18 protein-coding genes are annotated in these 20,476 nt (G+C 39.4%); 14 read left to right on the top strand and 4 right to left on the bottom strand.

Annotation, left to right across the window (positions count from 1 at the left end; genetic code table 11):
• Positions 1-13: 13 nt before the first annotated feature.
• Positions 14-655: a GTP cyclohydrolase II gene (gene ribA, locus HWV03_RS22655; protein WP_255547190.1), complete on the top strand. Its 642-nt coding sequence runs from the start codon at positions 14-16 to the stop codon at positions 653-655.
• Between the two features lie 82 nt (positions 656-737).
• On the opposite strand, the gene HWV03_RS18390 is transcribed toward ribA, so the two are convergent.
• Positions 738-1,493: an amino acid ABC transporter gene (locus tag HWV03_RS18390; protein WP_211677216.1), complete on the bottom strand. Its 756-nt coding sequence runs from the start codon at positions 1,491-1,493 to the stop codon at positions 738-740.
• Between the two features lie 80 nt (positions 1,494-1,573).
• Here HWV03_RS18390 and HWV03_RS18385 point away from each other — a divergent pair, with 80 nt between their 5' ends.
• Positions 1,574-3,880, top strand: a complete 2,307-nt coding sequence (locus HWV03_RS18385; protein WP_211677215.1) for a response regulator — start codon at positions 1,574-1,576, stop codon at positions 3,878-3,880.
• Between the two features lie 87 nt (positions 3,881-3,967).
• Here HWV03_RS18385 and HWV03_RS18380 read toward each other — a convergent pair whose 3' ends face one another.
• Positions 3,968-4,429 carry a c-type cytochrome gene (locus HWV03_RS18380; RefSeq protein WP_211677214.1) on the bottom strand — a complete coding sequence of 154 codons (462 nt, stop codon included), beginning with the start codon at positions 4,427-4,429 and terminating at the stop codon, positions 3,968-3,970.
• A gap of 192 nt (positions 4,430-4,621) precedes the next feature.
• On the opposite strand from HWV03_RS18380, the gene HWV03_RS18375 reads away from it, so the two are divergent.
• The 3 genes from HWV03_RS18375 (at position 4,622) to dnaJ (ending at position 8,989) form a co-directional block, all read left to right on the top strand.
• Positions 4,622-5,554, top strand: coding sequence for an ABC transporter substrate-binding protein (locus tag HWV03_RS18375; protein ID WP_255546915.1), 933 nt, complete (start codon positions 4,622-4,624; stop codon positions 5,552-5,554).
• A 283-nt stretch (positions 5,555-5,837) separates the two neighbouring features.
• Positions 5,838-7,766 (top strand): molecular chaperone DnaK, encoded by a 1,929-nt coding sequence (gene dnaK / locus HWV03_RS18370; RefSeq protein ID WP_211677212.1) that lies wholly within the window; start codon positions 5,838-5,840, stop codon positions 7,764-7,766.
• A gap of 95 nt (positions 7,767-7,861) precedes the next feature.
• Positions 7,862-8,989 carry a molecular chaperone DnaJ gene (dnaJ, locus tag HWV03_RS18365; RefSeq protein WP_211677211.1) on the top strand — a complete coding sequence of 376 codons (1,128 nt, stop codon included), beginning with the start codon at positions 7,862-7,864 and terminating at the stop codon, positions 8,987-8,989.
• A gap of 87 nt (positions 8,990-9,076) precedes the next feature.
• On the opposite strand, the gene HWV03_RS18360 is transcribed toward dnaJ, so the two are convergent.
• Positions 9,077-9,799 carry a lipoate--protein ligase family protein gene (locus HWV03_RS18360; RefSeq protein ID WP_211677210.1) on the bottom strand — a complete coding sequence of 241 codons (723 nt, stop codon included), beginning with the start codon at positions 9,797-9,799 and terminating at the stop codon, positions 9,077-9,079.
• 273 nt (positions 9,800-10,072) lie between these two features.
• Between HWV03_RS18360 and HWV03_RS18355 the strand changes: the two genes are divergently transcribed.
• The 5 genes from HWV03_RS18355 (at position 10,073) to carB (ending at position 17,734) form a co-directional block, all read left to right on the top strand.
• Positions 10,073-11,005: an ROK family protein gene (locus HWV03_RS18355; RefSeq protein WP_211677208.1), complete on the top strand. Its 933-nt coding sequence runs from the start codon at positions 10,073-10,075 to the stop codon at positions 11,003-11,005.
• Between the two features lie 145 nt (positions 11,006-11,150).
• Positions 11,151-11,768 (top strand): FKBP-type peptidyl-prolyl cis-trans isomerase, encoded by a 618-nt coding sequence (locus HWV03_RS18350; protein WP_211677207.1) that lies wholly within the window; start codon positions 11,151-11,153, stop codon positions 11,766-11,768.
• Between the two features lie 578 nt (positions 11,769-12,346).
• Positions 12,347-13,165, top strand: a complete 819-nt coding sequence (gene dapB, locus HWV03_RS18345) for a 4-hydroxy-tetrahydrodipicolinate reductase (RefSeq protein ID WP_211677205.1) — start codon at positions 12,347-12,349, stop codon at positions 13,163-13,165.
• A gap of 171 nt (positions 13,166-13,336) precedes the next feature.
• Positions 13,337-14,482 (top strand): glutamine-hydrolyzing carbamoyl-phosphate synthase small subunit, encoded by a 1,146-nt coding sequence (gene carA, locus HWV03_RS18340; RefSeq protein ID WP_211677204.1) that lies wholly within the window; start codon positions 13,337-13,339, stop codon positions 14,480-14,482.
• Positions 14,483-14,515: 33 nt separating this feature from the next.
• Positions 14,516-17,734 (top strand): carbamoyl-phosphate synthase large subunit, encoded by a 3,219-nt coding sequence (gene carB / locus HWV03_RS18335; protein ID WP_211677202.1) that lies wholly within the window; start codon positions 14,516-14,518, stop codon positions 17,732-17,734.
• 112 nt (positions 17,735-17,846) lie between these two features.
• Here carB and HWV03_RS18330 read toward each other — a convergent pair whose 3' ends face one another.
• Positions 17,847-18,068: a hypothetical protein gene (locus HWV03_RS18330; RefSeq protein ID WP_211672886.1), complete on the bottom strand. Its 222-nt coding sequence runs from the start codon at positions 18,066-18,068 to the stop codon at positions 17,847-17,849.
• A gap of 225 nt (positions 18,069-18,293) precedes the next feature.
• On the opposite strand from HWV03_RS18330, the gene HWV03_RS18325 reads away from it, so the two are divergent.
• Genes HWV03_RS18325 through HWV03_RS18310 form a run of 4 tightly spaced genes read left to right on the top strand, consistent with a single transcriptional unit; the run spans position 18,294 to position 20,330 of the window.
• A complete protein-coding gene (locus HWV03_RS18325; protein ID WP_211677195.1) occupies positions 18,294-18,821 on the top strand; it encodes a pilus assembly FimT family protein in 528 nt (175 codons plus the stop codon).
• Entirely contained in the window at positions 18,808-19,425 is a 618-nt protein-coding gene (locus HWV03_RS18320; RefSeq protein WP_255546914.1) for a prepilin-type N-terminal cleavage/methylation domain-containing protein, read from the top strand. The genes HWV03_RS18325 and HWV03_RS18320 overlap by 14 nt, the downstream gene beginning before the upstream one ends.
• Positions 19,425-19,892, top strand: a complete 468-nt coding sequence (locus HWV03_RS18315) for a hypothetical protein (protein ID WP_255546913.1) — start codon at positions 19,425-19,427, stop codon at positions 19,890-19,892. The genes HWV03_RS18320 and HWV03_RS18315 overlap by 1 nt, the downstream gene beginning before the upstream one ends.
• On the top strand, positions 19,893-20,330 hold the full coding sequence (locus HWV03_RS18310; RefSeq protein WP_211677194.1) for a type IV pilus modification PilV family protein: 438 nt from the start codon (positions 19,893-19,895) through the stop codon (positions 20,328-20,330).
• Positions 20,331-20,476 lie beyond the last annotated feature (146 nt).

The following is a 20,476-nucleotide window of genomic DNA, read 5'->3' as shown; positions in this document are numbered from 1 at the left end:
TGGTCGAATATTAATGGATGTACGTTGTGAGTTAGCTCAGCAAGCACCTTATAATTTGATCACTTATGTTGATAGTGCAAAGTTACCGACTAAATTCGGTACATTTCAAATGAATGGCTTTATTGAAAACGCGACAGGTAAAGAGCACTTAGCTTTAGTTTATGGTGAGCTTGATCCAAGTGAGCCTGTATTAATTCGTTTACATTCAGAATGTTTGACTGGTGATGCCTTATTCAGTGCACGTTGTGATTGTGGCTTTCAGTTAGCAAAAGCCATGCAAAATATTGTAGCTAAAGGGAGTGGTGTGATCTTGTATTTACGCCAAGAAGGGCGCGGCATCGGTTTGTTAAATAAAATTAGAGCTTACCATCTACAAGATGATGGCGCGGATACAGTTGAAGCAAATGAACGTCTAGGGTTTGCGGCTGATATGCGAGATTATACTTTTTGCCAAGGAATGTTAGGTCACTTGAATATAAATGCTGTTAATTTAATGACCAATAATCCACGTAAGGTAAATGCGTTAATGAAAGCGGGTATCAATATTGCGGAACGCGTGCCGTTACAAGAAGGTCATAATCCACATAATGCTGGTTACCTTAAAACTAAATCTGACAAGCTAGGGCACATGTTTGAGTCTAGTTTTATTGACTAAGTTTGATGCACCTGAATAGACTTCCAAGGGCGTAATATATACACCGATAATAAGTTAGCGACTTATTATCGGTGTAATAATGTTAGATATAGCGATGAATAATTTCTGTTAGTGAACCTGAATCAGACATGTCGGATAATTTCTGGTTAATAAATTTTTGAATGTCTTTATCCATCTTTGGATCGAGCGCCAAGTAAATCGGGTAGCTTGGAATTAATGCTGAAAAGTCTTGTAACCTATATTGTTTTAGATCTCTAGACTGTATTTTTAAGTTGTATTTAATTCGGGAGGTCATTTCAACAAAGGCAGAATCTTGTGGCATTTTGTCTAAAATACGAAAGGCTGCAGCATAATCTTTCACCCTTAGCTCTTTAATTTGGCCACGATCAATTAAAGGTTGTAAGTTTGGGTAATCAAAACCATAGAGTAATACAAGAATTTTGTCGTTTATGTCTTTTAGATCTCGGTAAATAAAGTCAGATTTAGCGCTGGTTAATATACTATGACTAACAGTGTAAATTGGCATATCGGATAAATTTTCTGCTTGTACGCCGCCCCAACCTGGGCTGCCATAAGTTACCCAGTTTTTCTCTCTCCCGGCTTCCAACTCTGAAATCATACGGTTGAATGGATAGGTATGGTAACGAACAGTGTAATTATCCATAAATATACAAGATATGATGTCTGAAACTATGCCTGAATGCTTTTCACTATCCGTTGTTATTTGAAAAGGCATTGCTTGTTTGTCAATGACATAATAATTGATAGATTCTGCATTAGCAGTAAAGCTAGCAATGCAAAGCTGTAGAGTTAACATTATTGAAATAAACAGTTTCATTTTTACTTCCTTATAGTAGTAATTCCATAGTAATGTCTATTATTAGATTAGTCGATTAGTAATTAGGTGTGAGCTTAGGAATGAAGAAAGCGAAGTTGCAAAATAAAAAAGTAGGTATAGCGAGGCAATTACTTGTATCCATAATACTTATTAGTTCTTTTTTTACATTACTGATTACCGGTCTGAATGTCTATCTTGATTATAAAGAAGATATATCAGGTATAGAAACTCAGCTTTATCAAATCAAGCAAAGCAATTTGTCCAGCTTAACAGCTAGTTTATGGGTTGAAGATCGTGACCAATTAACGCTGCAGGCAGAAGGGATAATGAAACTGCCTGGCGTTCATTACCTCGAAATTAAAGATGATAGCGGTACAATCCTTAAACTAGGAAAACCATTATCGGAATATCAATATCAAGTGTCTTGGCCAATGCAGCAAGATTTTGGCAGTAAGACGTTTAATCTCGCCACACTTAAGATTCAGGCCGATCTCTATCCTATCTATAAGGGATTATGGGATAAGTTTATTTTCTTGTTATTGTCTCAGGCGGTAAAAATCTTCATTGTTGCATTATTTATTCTTTTTGTTGTGTATAAAATAGTGGTAAGACCGTTAACTGAAATATCGGACGCCGTGAGTAAGTTTGATAATGATAAGCTGCCACAATCACTTGAATTAATGCCTCGTCCATTTGATGATGAGATCACTAGTTTAACGGCAAGTTATAATGCTTCCATTATACGCATTCGTCATAACTATCGTGAGCTAGAAGTTGCTAAGCTTCAAGCTGAAGATGCTAATTTAAAGAAAAGTGAATTTTTAGCAAATATGAGCCATGAGATCCGTACACCAATGAACGGTGTGATTGGTACAGCATCCTTATTACAAGACATGCCAATGGATAGTGACCAGAAAGAGTTTGTTGATATGCTTTACTCTTCTTCGATTACGCTGCTGGATTTAATTAACGATATTCTTGATTTCTCTAAAATTGAATCTGGGCAACTTGTGTTGGCAAAAAACCCGCTGAATTTATTTGAATTATGTAAGGAAATCGAAGCTAATTTTTCAATTGTGGCGGGACAGAAGCACATTGCTTTAGTGTGTCATATTGATGAACAAGTACCAGATATGGTACTCGGTGATATCACCCAATTACGCCAAGTATTAAATAACCTTTTATCTAATGCGATCAAATTTACCTCTGAAGGCTATGTGCATCTTAATATCAAGCTAATGCGACGTGAAGATAATAGTGCAGGGGTCATGTTCCAAATTATTGATACTGGTATCGGTATTGCCGCTGAAAACCAACAAAAAATATTTGATAAATTTCAACAAGCTGATGGCAGCACAACACGTAATTATGGTGGTACGGGATTAGGTTTAGCGATCTGCCGTAGTATTGTCCAATTAATGGACAGTGACATTATGGTTTACAGTAAGCCGGGTAAAGGTAGTCGATTTGAATTTACCGCTGAATTTGAATGTATTGATGAGCTTTTACACGGGAAGGATATAGAACAAAGCCTTGCTGGACTGTCAATATTACTTGTCGATGACAGTATGCTAAATATGCGTATTACCTCTGCGCAATTGAAAAATTTTGGCGCGACATCTGTATCTTGCGATGACCCGTGTTTAACCAAACAAATTGTGCTTGATGCCTTAGATAAAGGGAAGCCATTTGATTTGGTTATTATTGATAAAATCATGCCCAATTTGGATGGTTTTACGGTGGCAAAACAATTACAAGATGAATTTGCTGAACTCACACCTCGCTTAATGATGATGTCTGCAGAAGCGCAAATCGGTGATGATGTATTAGCCAAAAAACTTGGTATAAAAGCTTTTTTAAGTCGTCCTTATAAAGCTGACACATTAAAAAATGTGGTCCTTAAAACCATGCTAAATGAGGACGCAGAGCAAACAGAAAAAGTTGTAGATCACAGGGCCGCCAGCGATGTAATGAAAGTGCTCTTGGTTGAAGATACATTTATCAACCAGAAAGTGACTCAGATGATGTTACAAAAGCTCGGTATTGAGGTAACGATTGCCGATAACGGCCAAATTGCGGTAGATTTATGTAAAGAGCAAACATTCAATTTAATATTGATGGATTGCCAGATGCCAGTGCTTGATGGTTTTGAAGCAACAAAGATTATTCGAGAAAGTGAACCTGTTGATCAGCATATTCCGATCGTGGCATTAACCGCCAATGTATTACAAACAGAAAAAGATAAATGTTTTATCGCTGGGATGGATGATTTCATGGCGAAGCCAGTGAGTAAACAAGTATTAACGTTAATGCTACAAAAACATTTGTCGCCTTGGTTAGCGAATGCACCGCAGAGACAAACTGGCACCATCATAGATAGCGTGTAATCATTAATTTTTTGGTGTGAATTAATGCGCTAAAACAAAGAAAGGCGAACAAATACATTTGTTCGCCTTTCTTTATTATATTCGTTATTACTTCAGTTTATAATCGCTATGACAAGACTTACAGTTTTTCGCTGTTTGACCAAATGCCTTTTTGATTTGACCTCGATTACCTTCTTTTGCAACTGTCGCTAAGTGCAGAGCGTCTTTATTAAACTGACTAAATTTAGTGGCAAAACCATCGGCATCTGTCCAGATTGCTGCTTTCGCTTTAGTGTCACCAGTTTGGCTATCGCTTGCACTAAAACCGTGCTGAGCCATCGGAATCAGTTGTGCCAATTGCTCAGAACGAAGCTGGAATGTTTCATCATTCCATTCCTTCTTCCCTTTAACCATATCAGCCATGTCAGAAAAGTTAATTGCGATCATGGTTAATGCGGATTGACGATATTTAATATCTGTTTCAGGTTTATCAAACGTTGCCGCTTGTGCCGTCGTGAACATCATTAGCGATGTAAGTCCGGCTAACTTTAGTGTTTTGCTCCAGAACATATTGCTTCCTTATTTATATTGTTAAGATCATTGCTCAATAATCTATTATTATGTGCTTGATGGTAACTCATTTTTAGGCATGGGAAAATGTGATGCATTACATTATTTATCAAAAGATTATGTGTTAAATTAACTACCTTACCTCGACAGTATTAAATAGCTAAGGAAAGCGTAATGCGAGAAGGTCATATTATGGAACGATCACACCTATCACACCTATCACACCTATCATACCTATCACATCACCATACTGGCATACCATCAGCCGTATTTTTAATGCTTTTACTTTCTTTACTCGCCCTTGAAAGCCAAGCTAGTCAGCTTCGAGTCAGCCTTTCGGCTTTAGATTCTGGCATGGTGGTCGAACACGTTCAATCAGGGTTACAATCGGAGTTAACTCGGCAAGGTTATGTCGTTGGTACGAATCTGACGTGGATGGATGAAAGTCAGGCGCAGCTATCAGATGTTAATATGACTATTTCGATGTCACAACAGAGGCCTTTTATTACCTTGGTTAGCCAGCAAGGTGTATCCACCGATATTTACCTTGATAAGAGCAGTATGGATGAGAATCATCATCACGATGAATTAATAGATCATTATGATGTTAACTTTATTAAAAAATTATTGCCCGGTATTAATACCTTAGGTGTCATTATTGATAATAACTCGACTGATACCTTTAACGTGGAACAAATTTTAGCGCAGCAAAAGCAAAATGGTGTACAGGTTATTTATTATTATATTGATGGTAGTGCCGAACTTAGAGCTTCAGCTCGAGTACTCGCACCACAAGTCGATGCGATATATTTACCCCATCATATTACTGACATGCCTGACCTAAACTACGTTGTAACAGTAGCTGAACGGAATAGCGTTGCATTGATAGGTGAGGACCATAGTAGTATCAACAAAGGTATTTTTGCTGTCTATAACATCGATTATGTGCAAATCGGCAAGGATACCGCTGATTTATTAGTTCGCTTAGCTGAAGGTAAGAAAGACTTACACACCGATAATTATCTTGTTCACCCCGTACTTTCCATTAATTTGGATGCAGCTACCAGAATGGGCATTGAGTTATCAGGTGAAGTCATTGATAAGGCTAAGTATATTATCGAGTAATTGAGGTGTTGGTTGACTTAAATAGCGGTGTTATTAACTTTTTCAAACTATATTTAAGTCTATTTTCGTAATTATATTCATTTTTTTTTTAATTAATTCACGTTTCTGCTTGAAGCCTCTCATTTTGTCCCCATATTTATTTTCAATCGCAGAGATAACCTTGCAAGCCGCGGGTTGTCAGAGATGGAAAAAGTATTTTAATAGACTTGAAATAGCTTTTAACTGTCACCATCTATTCTGTATCAAATTTGTAAATGAAAGTATTTATTGGAGAATTACGATTATGGGTAAAATCATTGGTATCGATTTAGGTACAACTAACTCTTGTGTATCAATCTTAGATGGCGACACTGCTCGCGTAATCGAGAATGCTGAAGGTGATCGTACTACTCCGTCAATCATCGCTTATAGTGCAGATGGTGAAACTTTAGTTGGTCAGCCTGCAAAACGCCAAGCTGTAACGAACCCTGAAAACACGTTGTTTGCAATCAAACGTATGATCGGCCGTCGTTTTGAAGATGAAGAGATTCAACGTGATATCGAAATCATGCCTTTCAACATTGTGAAAGCTGATAATGGTGATGCATGGGTTGAAGCTAAAGGCGAAAAAATGGCTCCGCCACAAGTTTCTGCTGAAGTTTTGAAAAAAATGAAGAAAACGGCTGAAGACTACTTAGGCGAAGCAGTAACAGAAGCAGTAATCACTGTTCCTGCATACTTTAACGATTCACAACGTCAAGCAACGAAAGATGCTGGTCGTATTGCTGGTCTTGATGTTAAACGTATCATCAACGAACCAACTGCTGCTGCATTCGCATATGGCGTAAACACAGCTAAAGGCGACAGCGTTGTTGCTGTATACGACCTTGGTGGTGGTACATTCGATATCTCTATCATCGAAATCGATGAGCTAGATGGCGAAAAAACATTTGAAGTATTAGCGACTAACGGTGATACACACTTAGGTGGTGAAGATTTTGATACACGCCTAATCAACTACCTAGTAGCAGAATTCAAAAAAGCACAAAACTTTGACCTAACAAACGATCCGCTAGCAATGCAACGTCTAAAAGAAGCTGCAGAAAAAGCGAAAATCGAACTGTCTTCAGCATCACAAACTGATGTAAACCTACCTTACATCACTGCTGATGCGTCAGGTCCTAAGCACCTTAACATCAAAGTTACTCGTGCTAAATTAGAGTCACTAGTAGAAGATCTAGTTAAAGCAACAATGGAACCACTACGTATTGCATTACAAGATGCAGACCTAGCTGTTGGCGACATTAACGACATCATCCTAGTTGGTGGTCAAACTCGTATGCCTATGGTACAAGCGGCTGTTACTGAATTCTTCGGTAAAGAAGCGCGTAAAGACGTTAACCCTGATGAAGCTGTAGCTATGGGTGCTGCGATTCAAGGTGCGGTACTTTCTGGTGACAAAACAGACGTACTACTACTAGACGTTACACCTCTATCTCTGGGTATTGAGACTATGGGTGGTGTTATGACTAAGCTTATCGAGAAAAACACAACTATCCCGACTAAAGCGTCACAAACATTCTCAACAGCTGAAGATAACCAAGCTGCTGTAACTGTTCACGCAATCCAAGGTGAGCGTAAACGTGCTGCAGACAACAACTCACTAGGTCAATTCAACCTAGAAGGTATCCGTCCTGCACAACGTGGTATTCCACAAATTGAAGTTACTTTCGATATCGATGCTGATGGTATTTTACACGTATCTGCAACTGATAAAGATACGGGTAAAGAACAAAAAATCACAATTCAAGCGTCTTCAGGTCTTTCTGATGAAGAAGTAGAAGCAATGGTACGTGATGCTGAAGCAAATTCTGCAGAAGATGCTAAATTCGAAGAGCTAGTACAAGCACGTAACCAAGCTGATGCAATGGTTCACGGTACGCGTAAGCAAATCGAAGAAGCTGGCGAAGCACTACCTGCTGATGAAAAAGAAAAAATTGAAGCAGCTATTGTTGAGTTAGAAACAGCAATTAAAGGCGACGACAAAGAAGCGATTGAAGCGAAAACTCAAACGTTAATGGAAGCGGCTCAAAAATTGATGGAAATTGCTCAACAGCAAGCTCAAGCACAACAAGCTGGCGCTGAAGCTGGTGCAGAACAACCACAAGAGAAAGACGTTGCTGGTGATGTTGTTGATGCTGAGTTCGAAGAAGTGAAAAACGACAAAAAATAATAACGCCTAAGTTATTAGTTTTTAAATAGCAAAGGCGTTGGTGCTTCATCAACGCCTTTCGTGTATCTAAATTATTCCAATTTAAGCTGATTATTATGTCAAAACGCGATTATTACGAAGTGCTAGGCGTATCACGCGACGCTAGCGAAAAAGATGTTAAAAAGGCCTATAAACGCCTTGCAATGAAATTTCACCCTGATAGAACGAAGGGTGATAAAGCGATGGAAGAGCAATTTAAAGAAGTTAAAGAAGCTTATGAAGTGCTAAATGATGCACAGAAAAAAGCGGCTTATGACCAATATGGACATGCAGGTGTAAATCAACAAGGCGGACACGGTGGTCAAGGTGACTTCGGTGATATCTTTGGCGATGTATTTGGTGACATCTTTGGCGGTGGCGGTGGCCGAGGTCGTCAACAGCGAGCTGCACGTGGTAGTGATCTGCGTTATAACATGGAACTTACGCTTGAAGAAGCGGTTCGTGGCGTAAGCAAAACGATTCGTATCCCAAGCCAATGTCACTGTGAAGTGTGTAATGGTTCAGGCGCTAAGTCAGGCAGTAAAGCAACAACTTGTAGTACTTGTCATGGCCAAGGTCAAGTTCAAATGCGTCAAGGTTTCTTTGCGGTAAACCAAGCATGCCCAACTTGTCATGGTAAAGGTAAAATCATTAAAGATCCTTGCCGTAAGTGTCATGGTGAAGGCCGTTACGAACGTAGCAAAGATTTAAAAGTAACAATCCCAGCGGGTGTTGATACTGGCGATCGTATTCGTTTAACTGGTGAAGGCGAAGCGGGCGATATGGGTGCCCCATCCGGTGATCTGTATGTGCAAGTTAGTGTGCGTCAACACGCGATCTTTGAGCGTGACGGTAGCAACCTATACTGTGAAGTGCCAATTAGCTTCACACATGCCGGTATCGGTGGCGAAATTGAAGTACCGACTTTAGATGGTCGTGTTAAATTAAAAGTACCTGCTGAAACGCAAACTGGTCGCATGTTCCGTTTACGTGGTAAAGGCGTTAAGTCAGTACGTGGTGGCGCAACAGGTGATTTACTGTGTAAAGTAATACTTGAAACACCAGTTAAGTTAAACGCAGAACAAAAAGACTTACTACAACAGTTTGAAGCATCATTAAATAATGCGTCAGCAAAGAAACATAAGCCTAAATCAGAAGGTTTCTTTGACGGTGTTAAAAGCTTCTTTGATGATTTAACGAAGTAATTAAACTAGGTTATAACGTTTAATCATTCTAAAGCCGCAATTATTATTGCGGCTTTATTTTATCCACTATTATTTTATAGTCTCGACTCAATCGCTCTTGATAGCATAAGCACTGCGTAAAAATGCTTGGGTTAGCTGCTGATATATTGTGTCTATACTTGGGCGCTCTTGAATATGTTCAAACAAACAAGTGTGCGCACTCGCCTTCACTAATGGTGTTTTATCTAGGATGCCATAACAAAGATTGACCGGTTTAATTAATTCATCGAGCAGTACATCAATTAATATAAATGCTTGCGCCAGAACGATCTTACGGCCGCCTTTTTTTAATATGACACGCTGCGCAGTACCAATAATTTTTCGGCCATTAATATTTAAATTGTAATCACCATCGCAATAAGAAAAGGGGGTTGCAGCCGCTCCACTTTCTAATCCATATTGGGACAAAAAGTCATTTAGCACAGAGCACAGGTTTTCATAAGCGGAAACTGTAGAATAAGGTGTTTTTTCTGGCCAAATATAGATGTGGGATAAGTTGATGATGCCGGGGGATTGAGGAACTGGCGCGCCTCCAGTTTGTCTTGATAATAACTGCCAATATTGTTCTGCGAGCGCTTGTTTTAGCGTACTCGATTCAGGCCATTTATTCCCCGCCGGTAATACCAGTGTTGGTGTCTTTGCTTGCCATAACATTAAACATTGCTCTAATTCATCCTGCTTTATTTGAGTAATTAATTGTGCTTCTTTAGCAAAAGCATGATCTATATTGATACTGTTAAAACGGATGAATTTATTTTTAGGCGACGGCATTTTAAAGTCTATAGTTGGGTTGTTATGTTACTTTAAGCTTTATCTTCTGTAACTACAAACCCTTAAGTTGGCGCAATATCGATTAACAGCCCTTGATTTCATTTTGTTATCCAGTGTTTCTGGTTACAGCAGATATAATAAATTGTTGATGTGTGATTGATTATTTAGATATAACGCTGCCTATTCATATGAAATTGATTACACTTTCATTATTAAATGGAAAATATTATATTATCAGTTATTTAGCTGTTATTTAACGGTTATGGGGGTTAAATGTATTACGGTTTTGACATTGGCGGTACCAAGATAGAATTTTCGGTATATAACACAGCACTTGAATGTGTTTTTAATGAGCGGATCCCCGCACCTACCGAAGATTATGAAGAATTACTAGATGCACTCGATACTTTTATTTTTAAAGCCGATAAGAAGTTCGATTGCAAAGGACTCGTCGGGATTGGTTATCCTGGGGTAATGGATCCTGACACGAATACATTAATTTGTTCTAATTTACCTAGCTTACATGGGCAGGATTTGCAGTCTGATTTAAAGAAACGTATTAGTCGTGATGTAAAAGTGCAAAATGACGCTAATTGTTTCGCGTTATCGGAGTGTTATAAAGGAGCGGCTGAAGACGCAGGTATTGCCATTGCAGTGACTTTAGGTACAGGTTTAGGTGGTGCGATCTGCATTAATAAAACAATCTTGTCAGGGCACAATTTTGGTGCTGGTGAATTTGGTCATATGGCGATCCCAGGTACAATGCTGCAGCGTTATCCCGAACTACCTGTCACCCACTGTGGTTGTGGTGGACATTCTTGTTTGGAAACCTATTGTTCAGGCACTGGCCTTGCTGCGTTATACAAGCATTACAAAATTCATATGAATGGCTCGTGTAATGAAGAGCAGGCATTAAAGGGGCCAGATATTATTGCGGCTTACGAAGCTAATGAAATGGTTGCCGTTAAAACTGTGACTGTGTTTTTAGATATTTTAGCCGCGTCGCTCGGGAGTCTGATCATGGCTCTCGATCCTAATGTTATTGTGTTTGGTGGCGGGTTAGCGCGATTTGATGCTTTATATTCAAAATTACCTGAAAAAATGAGTGCTTACGTGTTTAGTAATATGAAATTACCTACGTTAAAACAAGCTGAATTTGGTGGTGAGGGGGGCGTGCGTGGCGCGGCGCTGTTGAACTATAAATAAGTCTTTTAGTGTTTATTAAATATCGAATATTGTTTAAGGAACAAAATTTTTATTTATTCCCTTGTTTTTAAATAAATCGCCCATATCTAGTTATTTAAGCAACACAGTCACTGTGTTTATCATTAAGAATTATGGAAGTTTAATTATGTCTGAATTTGCAACAAGTGAACAAAAAGGTAGTTACGGTATTGGTCTACAAATGGGCCAACAGCTTGCTGCTAACCCATTCGAAGGTCTAGACATTTCAGCGGTTCAAGCTGGTCTTGCAGATGCGTTCGCTGGTGCAGAAAGCAAAGTTAGTAACGAAGATCTAAACCAAGCTTTCCAACTAATCCATGAAAAATTAGAAGCTGAAAAAGCTGAAAAATCAAAAATCTTTGCTGCTGAAGGTGAACAGTTCCTAACTGCAAACGCAGAACGTGAAGAAGTAACTGTAACTGAATCTGGTCTACAGTACGAAGTTATCGCACGTGGCGACATCGAGCAAAAACCAACTGCAGAATCAACGGTACGTGTTCATTACCATGGCACACTTACTGACGGTACTATCTTTGATAGCTCAGTTGAACGTGGTCAACCAGCTGAATTCCCGGTTGGCGGCGTTATCGCTGGTTGGACTGAAGCACTACAACTAATGAACGTTGGTGATAAATTCAAACTATCTATCCCACACAACCTAGCTTATGGCGAACAGGGCGCAGGCGCTGCAATCGGTCCATTCCAAGCACTAGTATTTGAAGTAGAACTATTAGACATCGTTTAATCAGTCTTATTACAGACTAGCTAAACGCCTTGTTCATAGCGATATGAGTAAGGCGTTTTTTTATGTCTAAAATATGCTTTTAGTTCATTCGTTGGTGTTACATTTTCATGAACTTTGCTATTTATATAGTCTTGAAACCTTAAATTGGCACTACCTATAAGGGGATAAATTGGTGGCGCAATTAATATAGTTGCTGCTGAGTCATTATTATTTAGGTAAGATGTTTTTGATTTAGATCAATTTATGGATGATGAGTAATGGCAACGTATAACGATTTTAACTGGAAATATGCATTAGTATTTTTAATTGTATTTTTAACAATACCGACTATACACCTATGGGCTGGCCTATTTGGTATCTTCGGTTGATTGCTAATATTCAGCATAATAAAACCCGCATTCTAGCAAATAGGATAGCGGGTTTTTTTATGCCTAAAATAAAGGATAGCAATTCCGTAAATAGCCGAATATTTATTTAATGTAATTGGTATAAGTTAGCATTGTTGATGTGTTTCTAGGAGTGCTATCATCAGAGTACTTTAACTATTTGATTAATGATAAACACAGGGAGAAGTCTAGATGGGACAAGCAGTAAGAATCGCGGTGATGGGTTGTAATGGTCGCATGGGCCGCACGATTTTAGAAGCCATTCAAGATAGTGATGGCGCTGCCGTTGTTGGTGCAGCAATCGAACGTCCTGAGTGTAGCTTCTTAGGTGCTGATGTTGGCGAGTTAGCGGGTCTTGGTTCACTGGGGGTTAAAGTCGTTAGTAGCCTTGCTGATGTTGTTAATGACTTTGATGTGATTGTCGATTTTACGACGACCGAAGCGACATTGAATCATCTTAAGTTTGCTGTTGCGAACGACAAGAAAATAGTCATTGGCACAACGGGCTTTAGTGATGAACAAAAACAACAAATCCATGATGCCGGTAATACGACAGGTGTGGTATTTGCACCAAACATGAGTGTTGGTGTTAATGTGATGTTTAAACTGTTAGAAATGGCGGCCAAGGTCATGGGTGACTACACTGACATTGAGATCATTGAAGGTCATCACCGTTATAAAGTGGATGCACCGTCTGGTACTGCATTGGGTATGGGCGAAGTAATTGCTGATACATTAGGTCGTGACTTGAAAAAAGTAGCTGTGTATGGCCGCGAAGGTCATACCGGTGAGCGTGATCGCGAAACTATTGGTTTTTCTACTATTCGTGCGGGTGACTTAGTGGGTGAGCATACTGCTATGTTTGCTGATATCGGCGAACGTATTGAAATTACACATAAAGCATCAAGTCGTATGACCTTTGCAAAAGGTGCTATACGTGCATCAGCGTGGGTATTTTCCCAAGATCAAGGCTTGTATACAATGCAAGATGTGCTTGATCTTAAATCTTAAATTCAAAATCGTAAAATAAAATAGTTGCGTAACATTTATTTTTTCTGTATTATGCGCGGAATTTGCCAAAATTTAGTAATTCAGAGGTTGTTTTTTTAGTCTCGAATTACTATGCTGTGTGACAGCCTGGGGTAAATAGTTGATTTATTTTATTATTTTTCTATCTATTTTTTGGAGGTTGTCTTGAGTAATATCGCCTTGTTGGTGTTGGAAGACGGAACAGTTTTCCGTGGTGTGTCTATCGGTGCAGAAGGTCATTCGGTAGGTGAAGTGGTTTTTAATACTTCAATGACTGGTTATCAAGAAATATTAACCGATCCTTCCTATTCTCGCCAAATCGTTACTCTTACTTACCCACATATCGGAAACACCGGTACAAATGATGAAGATGCAGAGTCTTCAGATGTCCATGCTTGTGGACTAATCATTCGAGATCTTCCGCTAATCACTTCTAACTTCCGTAATCAACAATCACTCACTGACTATTTAAAAGAACGTAATGTTGTTGGTATCGCTGATATTGATACACGTAAACTTACACGTATCTTACGTGAAAAAGGTGCGCAAGCGGGTTGTATCATCGCAGGTGAAAACTTAGATGAAACACACGCATTGGAACTTGCTAAAGCTTTCCCTGGCTTAAAAGGCATGGATTTAGCGAAAGAAGTGACCGTTAAAGAATCATACGAATGGAACCAGGGTAGCTGGACATTAATGGGTGGTTTACCTGCTGATGCTACAGACTCTCGCTTCCACGTAGTTGCTTATGATTATGGTGTTAAGCGCAATATCTTACGTATGTTAGTTGATCGCGGCTGCCGTCTAACGGTTGTACCTGCACAAACGCCTGCGAAAGACGTACTCGCGTTAAATCCGGATGGTGTGTTCTTATCAAACGGCCCTGGTGATCCAGAACCGTGTGATTATGCAATCACAGCAATTAAAGAAATTTTGACTACAGATATTCCTGTATTTGGTATTTGTTTAGGCCACCAATTACTTGCATTAGCAAGTGGTGCTAAAACATTAAAAATGAAGTTCGGTCATCACGGTGCTAACCACCCTGTAAAAGACATGGAACGTGACGTAGTAATGATTACGGCGCAAAACCATGGTTTCGCGGTAGATCAAACAACGTTACCGGAAAATCTAGTAATGACGCACAAGTCATTATTTGATGACTCTTTACAAGGTATTCATCGTACTGATAAAGCCGCATTTAGCTTCCAGGGTCACCCTGAAGCAAGTCCTGGTCCACACGATGCAGCTCCTCTTTTCGATCACTTCATCGAATTGATGGAAAAAAGCAAAGCCTAAGCCTAAGTCTGATACCTAGTAGAGAATTGAACTATGCCAAAACGTAATGATATAAAAAGTATTCTAATCTTGGGCGCTGGTCCTATCGTAATCGGTCAAGCGTGTGAGTTTGACTATTCCGGTGCTCAAGCTTGTAAAGCGCTTCGTGAAGAAGGCTACCGAGTTATTCTAGTTAACTCAAATCCAGCTACAATTATGACTGACCCAGAAATGGCGGATGCGACTTACATCGAGCCGATCCATTGGGAAGTTGTACGTAACATCATCGAAAAAGAACGTCCAGATGCGGTATTACCGACTATGGGTGGTCAGACGGCATTAAACTGTGCGCTTGAATTAGAAAGCAACGGTGTTTTAGCTGAATTTGGTGTTGAGCTAATCGGTGCAACAGCAGATGCAATCGATAAAGCGGAAGACCGTAGCCGTTTTGATAAAGCAATGAAAGCAATTGGTCTTGAAACTCCTCGTGCTGGTATTGCTCACACAATCGAAGAAGCAAAAGGTGTACTGGCTGAAGTTGGTTTCCCATGTATTATTCGTCCATCATTCACTATGGGTGGTACGGGTGGCGGTATCGCTTATAACATGGAAGAGTTCATCGACATTTGTACGTTAGGTTTAGACCTTTCTCCAACAACAGAATTACTGATCGATGAATCATTAATCGGTTGGAAAGAATACGAAACTGAAGTTGTACGTGATAAAAATGACAACTGCATCATCGTATGTACAATTGAAAACTTTGACCCAATGGGCATCCACACAGGTGACTCAATCACGGTTGCACCAGCACAAACATTAACGGATAAAGAATACCAAATCATGCGTAATGCATCGATGGCTGTTCTACGTGAAATTGGTGTTGAAACTGGTGGTTCAAACGTACAATTTGGTATCAACCCTGTTGATGGCCGTATGGTTATCATCGAGATGAATCCTCGTGTATCTCGTTCATCAGCACTTGCATCAAAAGCAACGGGCTTCCCAATTGCTAAAATTGCTGCAAAACTAGCTGTAGGTTACACACTAGACGAATTATCGAATGACATTACTGGTGGTGCTACGCCTGCATCATTCGAACCAACACTTGATTACGTAGTTACTAAGCTTCCACGTTTTAACTTCGAAAAATTTGCAGGTTCAAATGACCGTCTAACGACGCAGATGAAGTCTGTGGGTGAAGTAATGGCGATTGGTCGTAACTTCCAAGAATCATTGCAAAAAGCATTACGTGGTTTAGAGATCGGCAAGAACGGTTTTGACCCAGAAGTAAACCTAAACGATGATACTGCAGCAGCTAAAATTCGTCAGGAATTAACCGAAGCGGGCGCAGAGCGTATTTTCTATATTGCTGATGCATTCCGTAGTGGCATGTCTCGTGATGACATCTATGATATTACACGTGTTGACCATTGGTTCCTCGTGCAAATTGAAGACATCATTAACGCTGAAGCAAACGTAAGTAAACTGGGTCTGTCTGGTTTAGACGAAACACTATTACGTCAACTTAAACGTAAAGGTTTCTCTGATTTACGTCTGTCTAAACTTGCTGGTGTAAGTGAAAATGAAGTACGCAAATTACGTCACCGTTTAGAAATCTTACCGGTTTACAAGCGTGTTGATACTTGTGCAGCTGAATTCTCAAGCGACACTGCTTACATGTACTCTTCATATGATGAAGAGTGTGAAGCAGCACCAACAGACAACGATAAGATCATGATCATCGGTGGCGGTCCTAACCGTATTGGTCAAGGTATCGAATTTGATTACTGCTGTGTACACGCTGCATTAGCAATGCGTGAAGATGGCTACGAAACTATCATGGTTAACTGTAACCCTGAAACGGTTTCAACAGATTATGACACATCAGACCGTCTATACTTCGAGCCTATTACATTAGAAGATGTATTAGAAATCGTTCGTGTTGAAAAACCTAAAGGCGTTATTGTTCAGTATGGTGGTCAAACGCCACTTAAACTGGCGCGTGATTTAGAAGCGGCTGGCGTGCCAATCATAGGTACATCACCGGATGCAATTGACCGTTCAGAAGATCGTGAGCGTTTCCAACAAGCTGTTGACCGTCTAGGTTTATTACAGCCTGAAAATGATACTGTAACAACGACTGAACAAGCAGTTATCTCTGCTGAAGCAATCGGTTACCCACTCGTAGTACGTCCTTCGTATGTACTAGGTGGTCGTGCAATGGAAATCGTATATGACGAAATCGATTTACGTCGTTACTTCAAAGAAGCGGTGAGTGTTTCTAACGAATCACCAGTATTACTAGACCGTTTCCTAGATAACGCAATCGAGCTTGACGTAGATGCAATCTGTGATGGTAAAGATGTAGTTATCGGCGGCATCATGGAGCATATCGAACAAGCAGGTGTTCACTCAGGTGACTCAGGTTGTTCATTACCTCCTTATTCATTAAGTCCTGAAATTCTTGATGTGATGCGTGGTCAAGTACGTGCATTAGCATTAGAGCTAGGCGTTATCGGTCTGATGAATACGCAGTTCGCTGTTAAAGATAATGAAGTTTACCTTATCGAAGTTAACCCGCGTGCTGCTCGTACTGTTCCTTTTGTTTCAAAAGCAACAGGTGTACAACTTGCAAAAGTTGCTGCTCGAGTAATGGCTGGCCAAACTTTAGTTGAACTGGGTTTCACTGAAGAAGTTATCCCACCATACTACTCTGTTAAAGAAGTAGTACTACCATTTGCTAAGTTCCCAGGTTCAGACCCGTTATTAGGCCCTGAAATGCGTTCTACTGGTGAAGTTATGGGTGTGGGTGATACATTCGCTGAAGCTTATGCTAAAGCACAGCTTGGTGCTTCTGCAGAAGTTGCTAAGACTGGTCGTGCGCTTATCTCTGTTCGTAACGGTGATAAAGCCCGCGCAGCTGACCTAGCGAAGCAATTAATTGCACTTGGTTTTGAAATCGATGCGACTCACGGTACTGCTGTTGCACTAGGTGAAGAAGGTATTAATCTTCGTCTAGTTAACAAGGTACATGAAGGTCGTCCTCATATTCTTGACCGTATCAAAAATGGCGAATACAGCTACATCATTAATACGACTGAAGGTCGTGTTGCGATTGAAGATTCTCGTCAACTACGTGCAGCGGCTTTACGTTATAAAGTTAACTACACAACAACAATGAATGCTGCATTTGCAACGTGCCAAGCGCACTCTGCGGATGACCGTGGTACAGTTCGCTCAGTACAAGAGCTACATAAGCGTATCAAATAAGTAAGTATTTATAGTTAATAAAAAACCTCGCAACTTCAGTTATAACGAAGTGCGAGGTTTTTTTATATCTGCAATTTTATATTCAAAAACAGCTAACGATTAATAACCGTTATTACAGTTCAAATTCCAACTCAATGAATGTGCAGCCCTTCGCACAACTTACCCCTGTTTTAGAGTCATCATTTTTGTTCTTTGGAGGTAATAACTTTAACGCTTGCTGACAAACTGGGCATAAAACAGTTTTTCCAAGACATACTTTTTTGATGGTATTACGCTGTTCATGGAACGATTTTGAACTGCTTTTGTTGATCGCTGAAAAATCTATTTTTAACATAATAACTCTTTAATTGTACGTGCTTTTTATTTATTGTGACTGGTAGAATTACACCTGTTGTTTACTTGTTTATGGCTCTGAGTTTAATCAAAGGGAACAAGTAATCAGTGTGGGCATACTCAATAATTACTGAACATTTTACCTGTTTATTGGAAAAAAAGTATCAGTGATTGCATTTTATTATAAGGTTAGTGTCATCATACTATGAGGTAAATAAAGCGAACGATGACGAAACAATGTAAATGTAAGTTACAAGGACTGACCTTAATCGAGTTACTTGTAGCGCTGGCAATACTGATAATATTGATGGCGAGTAGTGCGCCTTCATATCGTGCATTGGTGAATAAAAATAAAATATGTCATCTCACAAGACAATTAGTTGAAGCCTTAAATGTCACTCGACAATTATCAATAGTGCGGGAGTTACCACATTATTTTACCGTACAGGTAAACAACTCACTTATTACTGCCGTTGAACTATGCTGGATCATCAGTCAATTAGAAAACTGTGATTGCTTTACATCGAGCGCGTTATGTCAGTCTCAATATGGCCAAGTTAGCGCCGTAAAAAGTGGTATTGAGATCGTAACTAATCGACCTAATTTATCTTTTTCACCATTATTTGGTATGACTAATGGTGCCAGCTATCAACTTTCATTAGGTCGTTTTTCTACTAAGGTAATTGTGAGTACTCAGGGACGTATTCGAGTTTGCATGGATCGTGGAGAGAGTGCTATTTATGCACCTTGTTAAATCATTATTACCTTACCGCGTTCATCACGCTGGATTTGTGCTCATCGAAACAATGATTTCGATTGTATTAGTCGGCGTTATATCGATTGGATTTTATAGTTTATTCACTACACATGAAGTGCAAAAGAATCGGGCTGAACAATATTATCTTGTGCAGCAGGAAGCTAAAAATGTATTGCTTATTATGCAGCGAGAGCTAAGCCGAGCGGGTTATAATCTCAATAGCGAAGCGGCGAACTCTTTTATTTACAGTAATGATCAAGTATATAATTTGAACGCTAGAAAAGATTGCATTTTGTACCGTTATGATCGCAATGAAGATGGTGTTTTTAGTGGTGAAAACTTTGGGTTTAGGCTACACAATGGTGGGATACAGTTACGTAAAGGCAGTGAGGTTAGCTGTGAGGGTGGCTTAGGTTGGGAGATGATTTCTGACACTGCTAGTATCGATGTGACCTTATTACAATTTACAATTGCTCAGCAATATACGTTACCGCAAAGAGTGGAAAGCTATGTCACGATTGCGTTAAATATACGCCATCGTCATTTAGTGGATATTGAGCTTAATTTTTTTCGAAATAGCAGTGCGAGGGCTTTGCTATAGTGCGCGATAAACAATCTTCATGTTTCGCTGTTCATGGTTTCGCTTTACTATCGATGACGCTCATTATCGTCTTTATTATGATCAGTGGTAGTTTATCGTTTGCCCATCTTCAGCAACAGCGGATTCAACGGAACCAACTCCACCTTAATTATTTAAAAGCGAGAATCACAGCAGTAAATAAGTTAGATTTATTTTATATCGTTCTCTACGAGTCTCCTGAATTACTTGCTTTGGTAGCCCCCTGTACTAACTTAGCATTAGAGAGTCGTCAGGCCGTTATACCTAATGACATGATGCGTGAATTTATGCTATCAGAGCGGTTTTATTTATGCGCTGAACAGGAAGGTATTTTCAATGTGTTACTCGAAATACCATTCAATAGTACTGAGCGGCTGATGGTGCAGCGCAAACTCATTACGACATCAACACCTTGGGTTTGGCTACCCAATTCTTTATTCGGATTTTAAATGCGGCTTAAACGATATTTGGCACAGCAAGGAGGAAGCTTACTTGAAGTGATGATTAGCTTATTTATTCTATCACTGCCTGTATTTGGCATGACTGCGCTAAAGTTAACTCAGGCCCAAATTATATTGAAGCAATCACAATATACAACTGCATGGGCATTAATGGAGTTCAAGTTGAATGAACTCCATTATTTAGCTGGTTCGATTGCTGAATTTAATACGTTGAGTTCTAATATCGGAGGTAATTTAGCTGCGGGGAACATTCACTATGATCAACATAAATTTAATTTAACGTGGCAAGTAAGCGTTATAACAACTAAAACTACATTAAGCCTACTGAAAGAGGTTGTCGTTAAAGTTAATTGGATTGATAAAGCGAATACGCCCTATACCATTAGTAGTATGACGATACTGAATCAGGGCCTGATAGTGAGATAAAACATAGCAGCACAAGTGTTGTGAACTATAATTTACGTTAAACTCAATATTTATTGTTATTTTGTGATGAATTACCAATGTTTTATATTATCTTTTCCATTTAATTTGATATTATCCTGCCTTTATTGGTGTTTATGGATATTTAG

The organism is Moritella sp. 36 (assembly GCF_018219415.1).
Classification (GTDB): domain Bacteria; phylum Pseudomonadota; class Gammaproteobacteria; order Enterobacterales; family Moritellaceae; genus Moritella.
The sequence above is the reverse complement of the archived record's forward strand: the minus strand, read 5'-3'. Positions and strand labels throughout refer to the sequence as shown.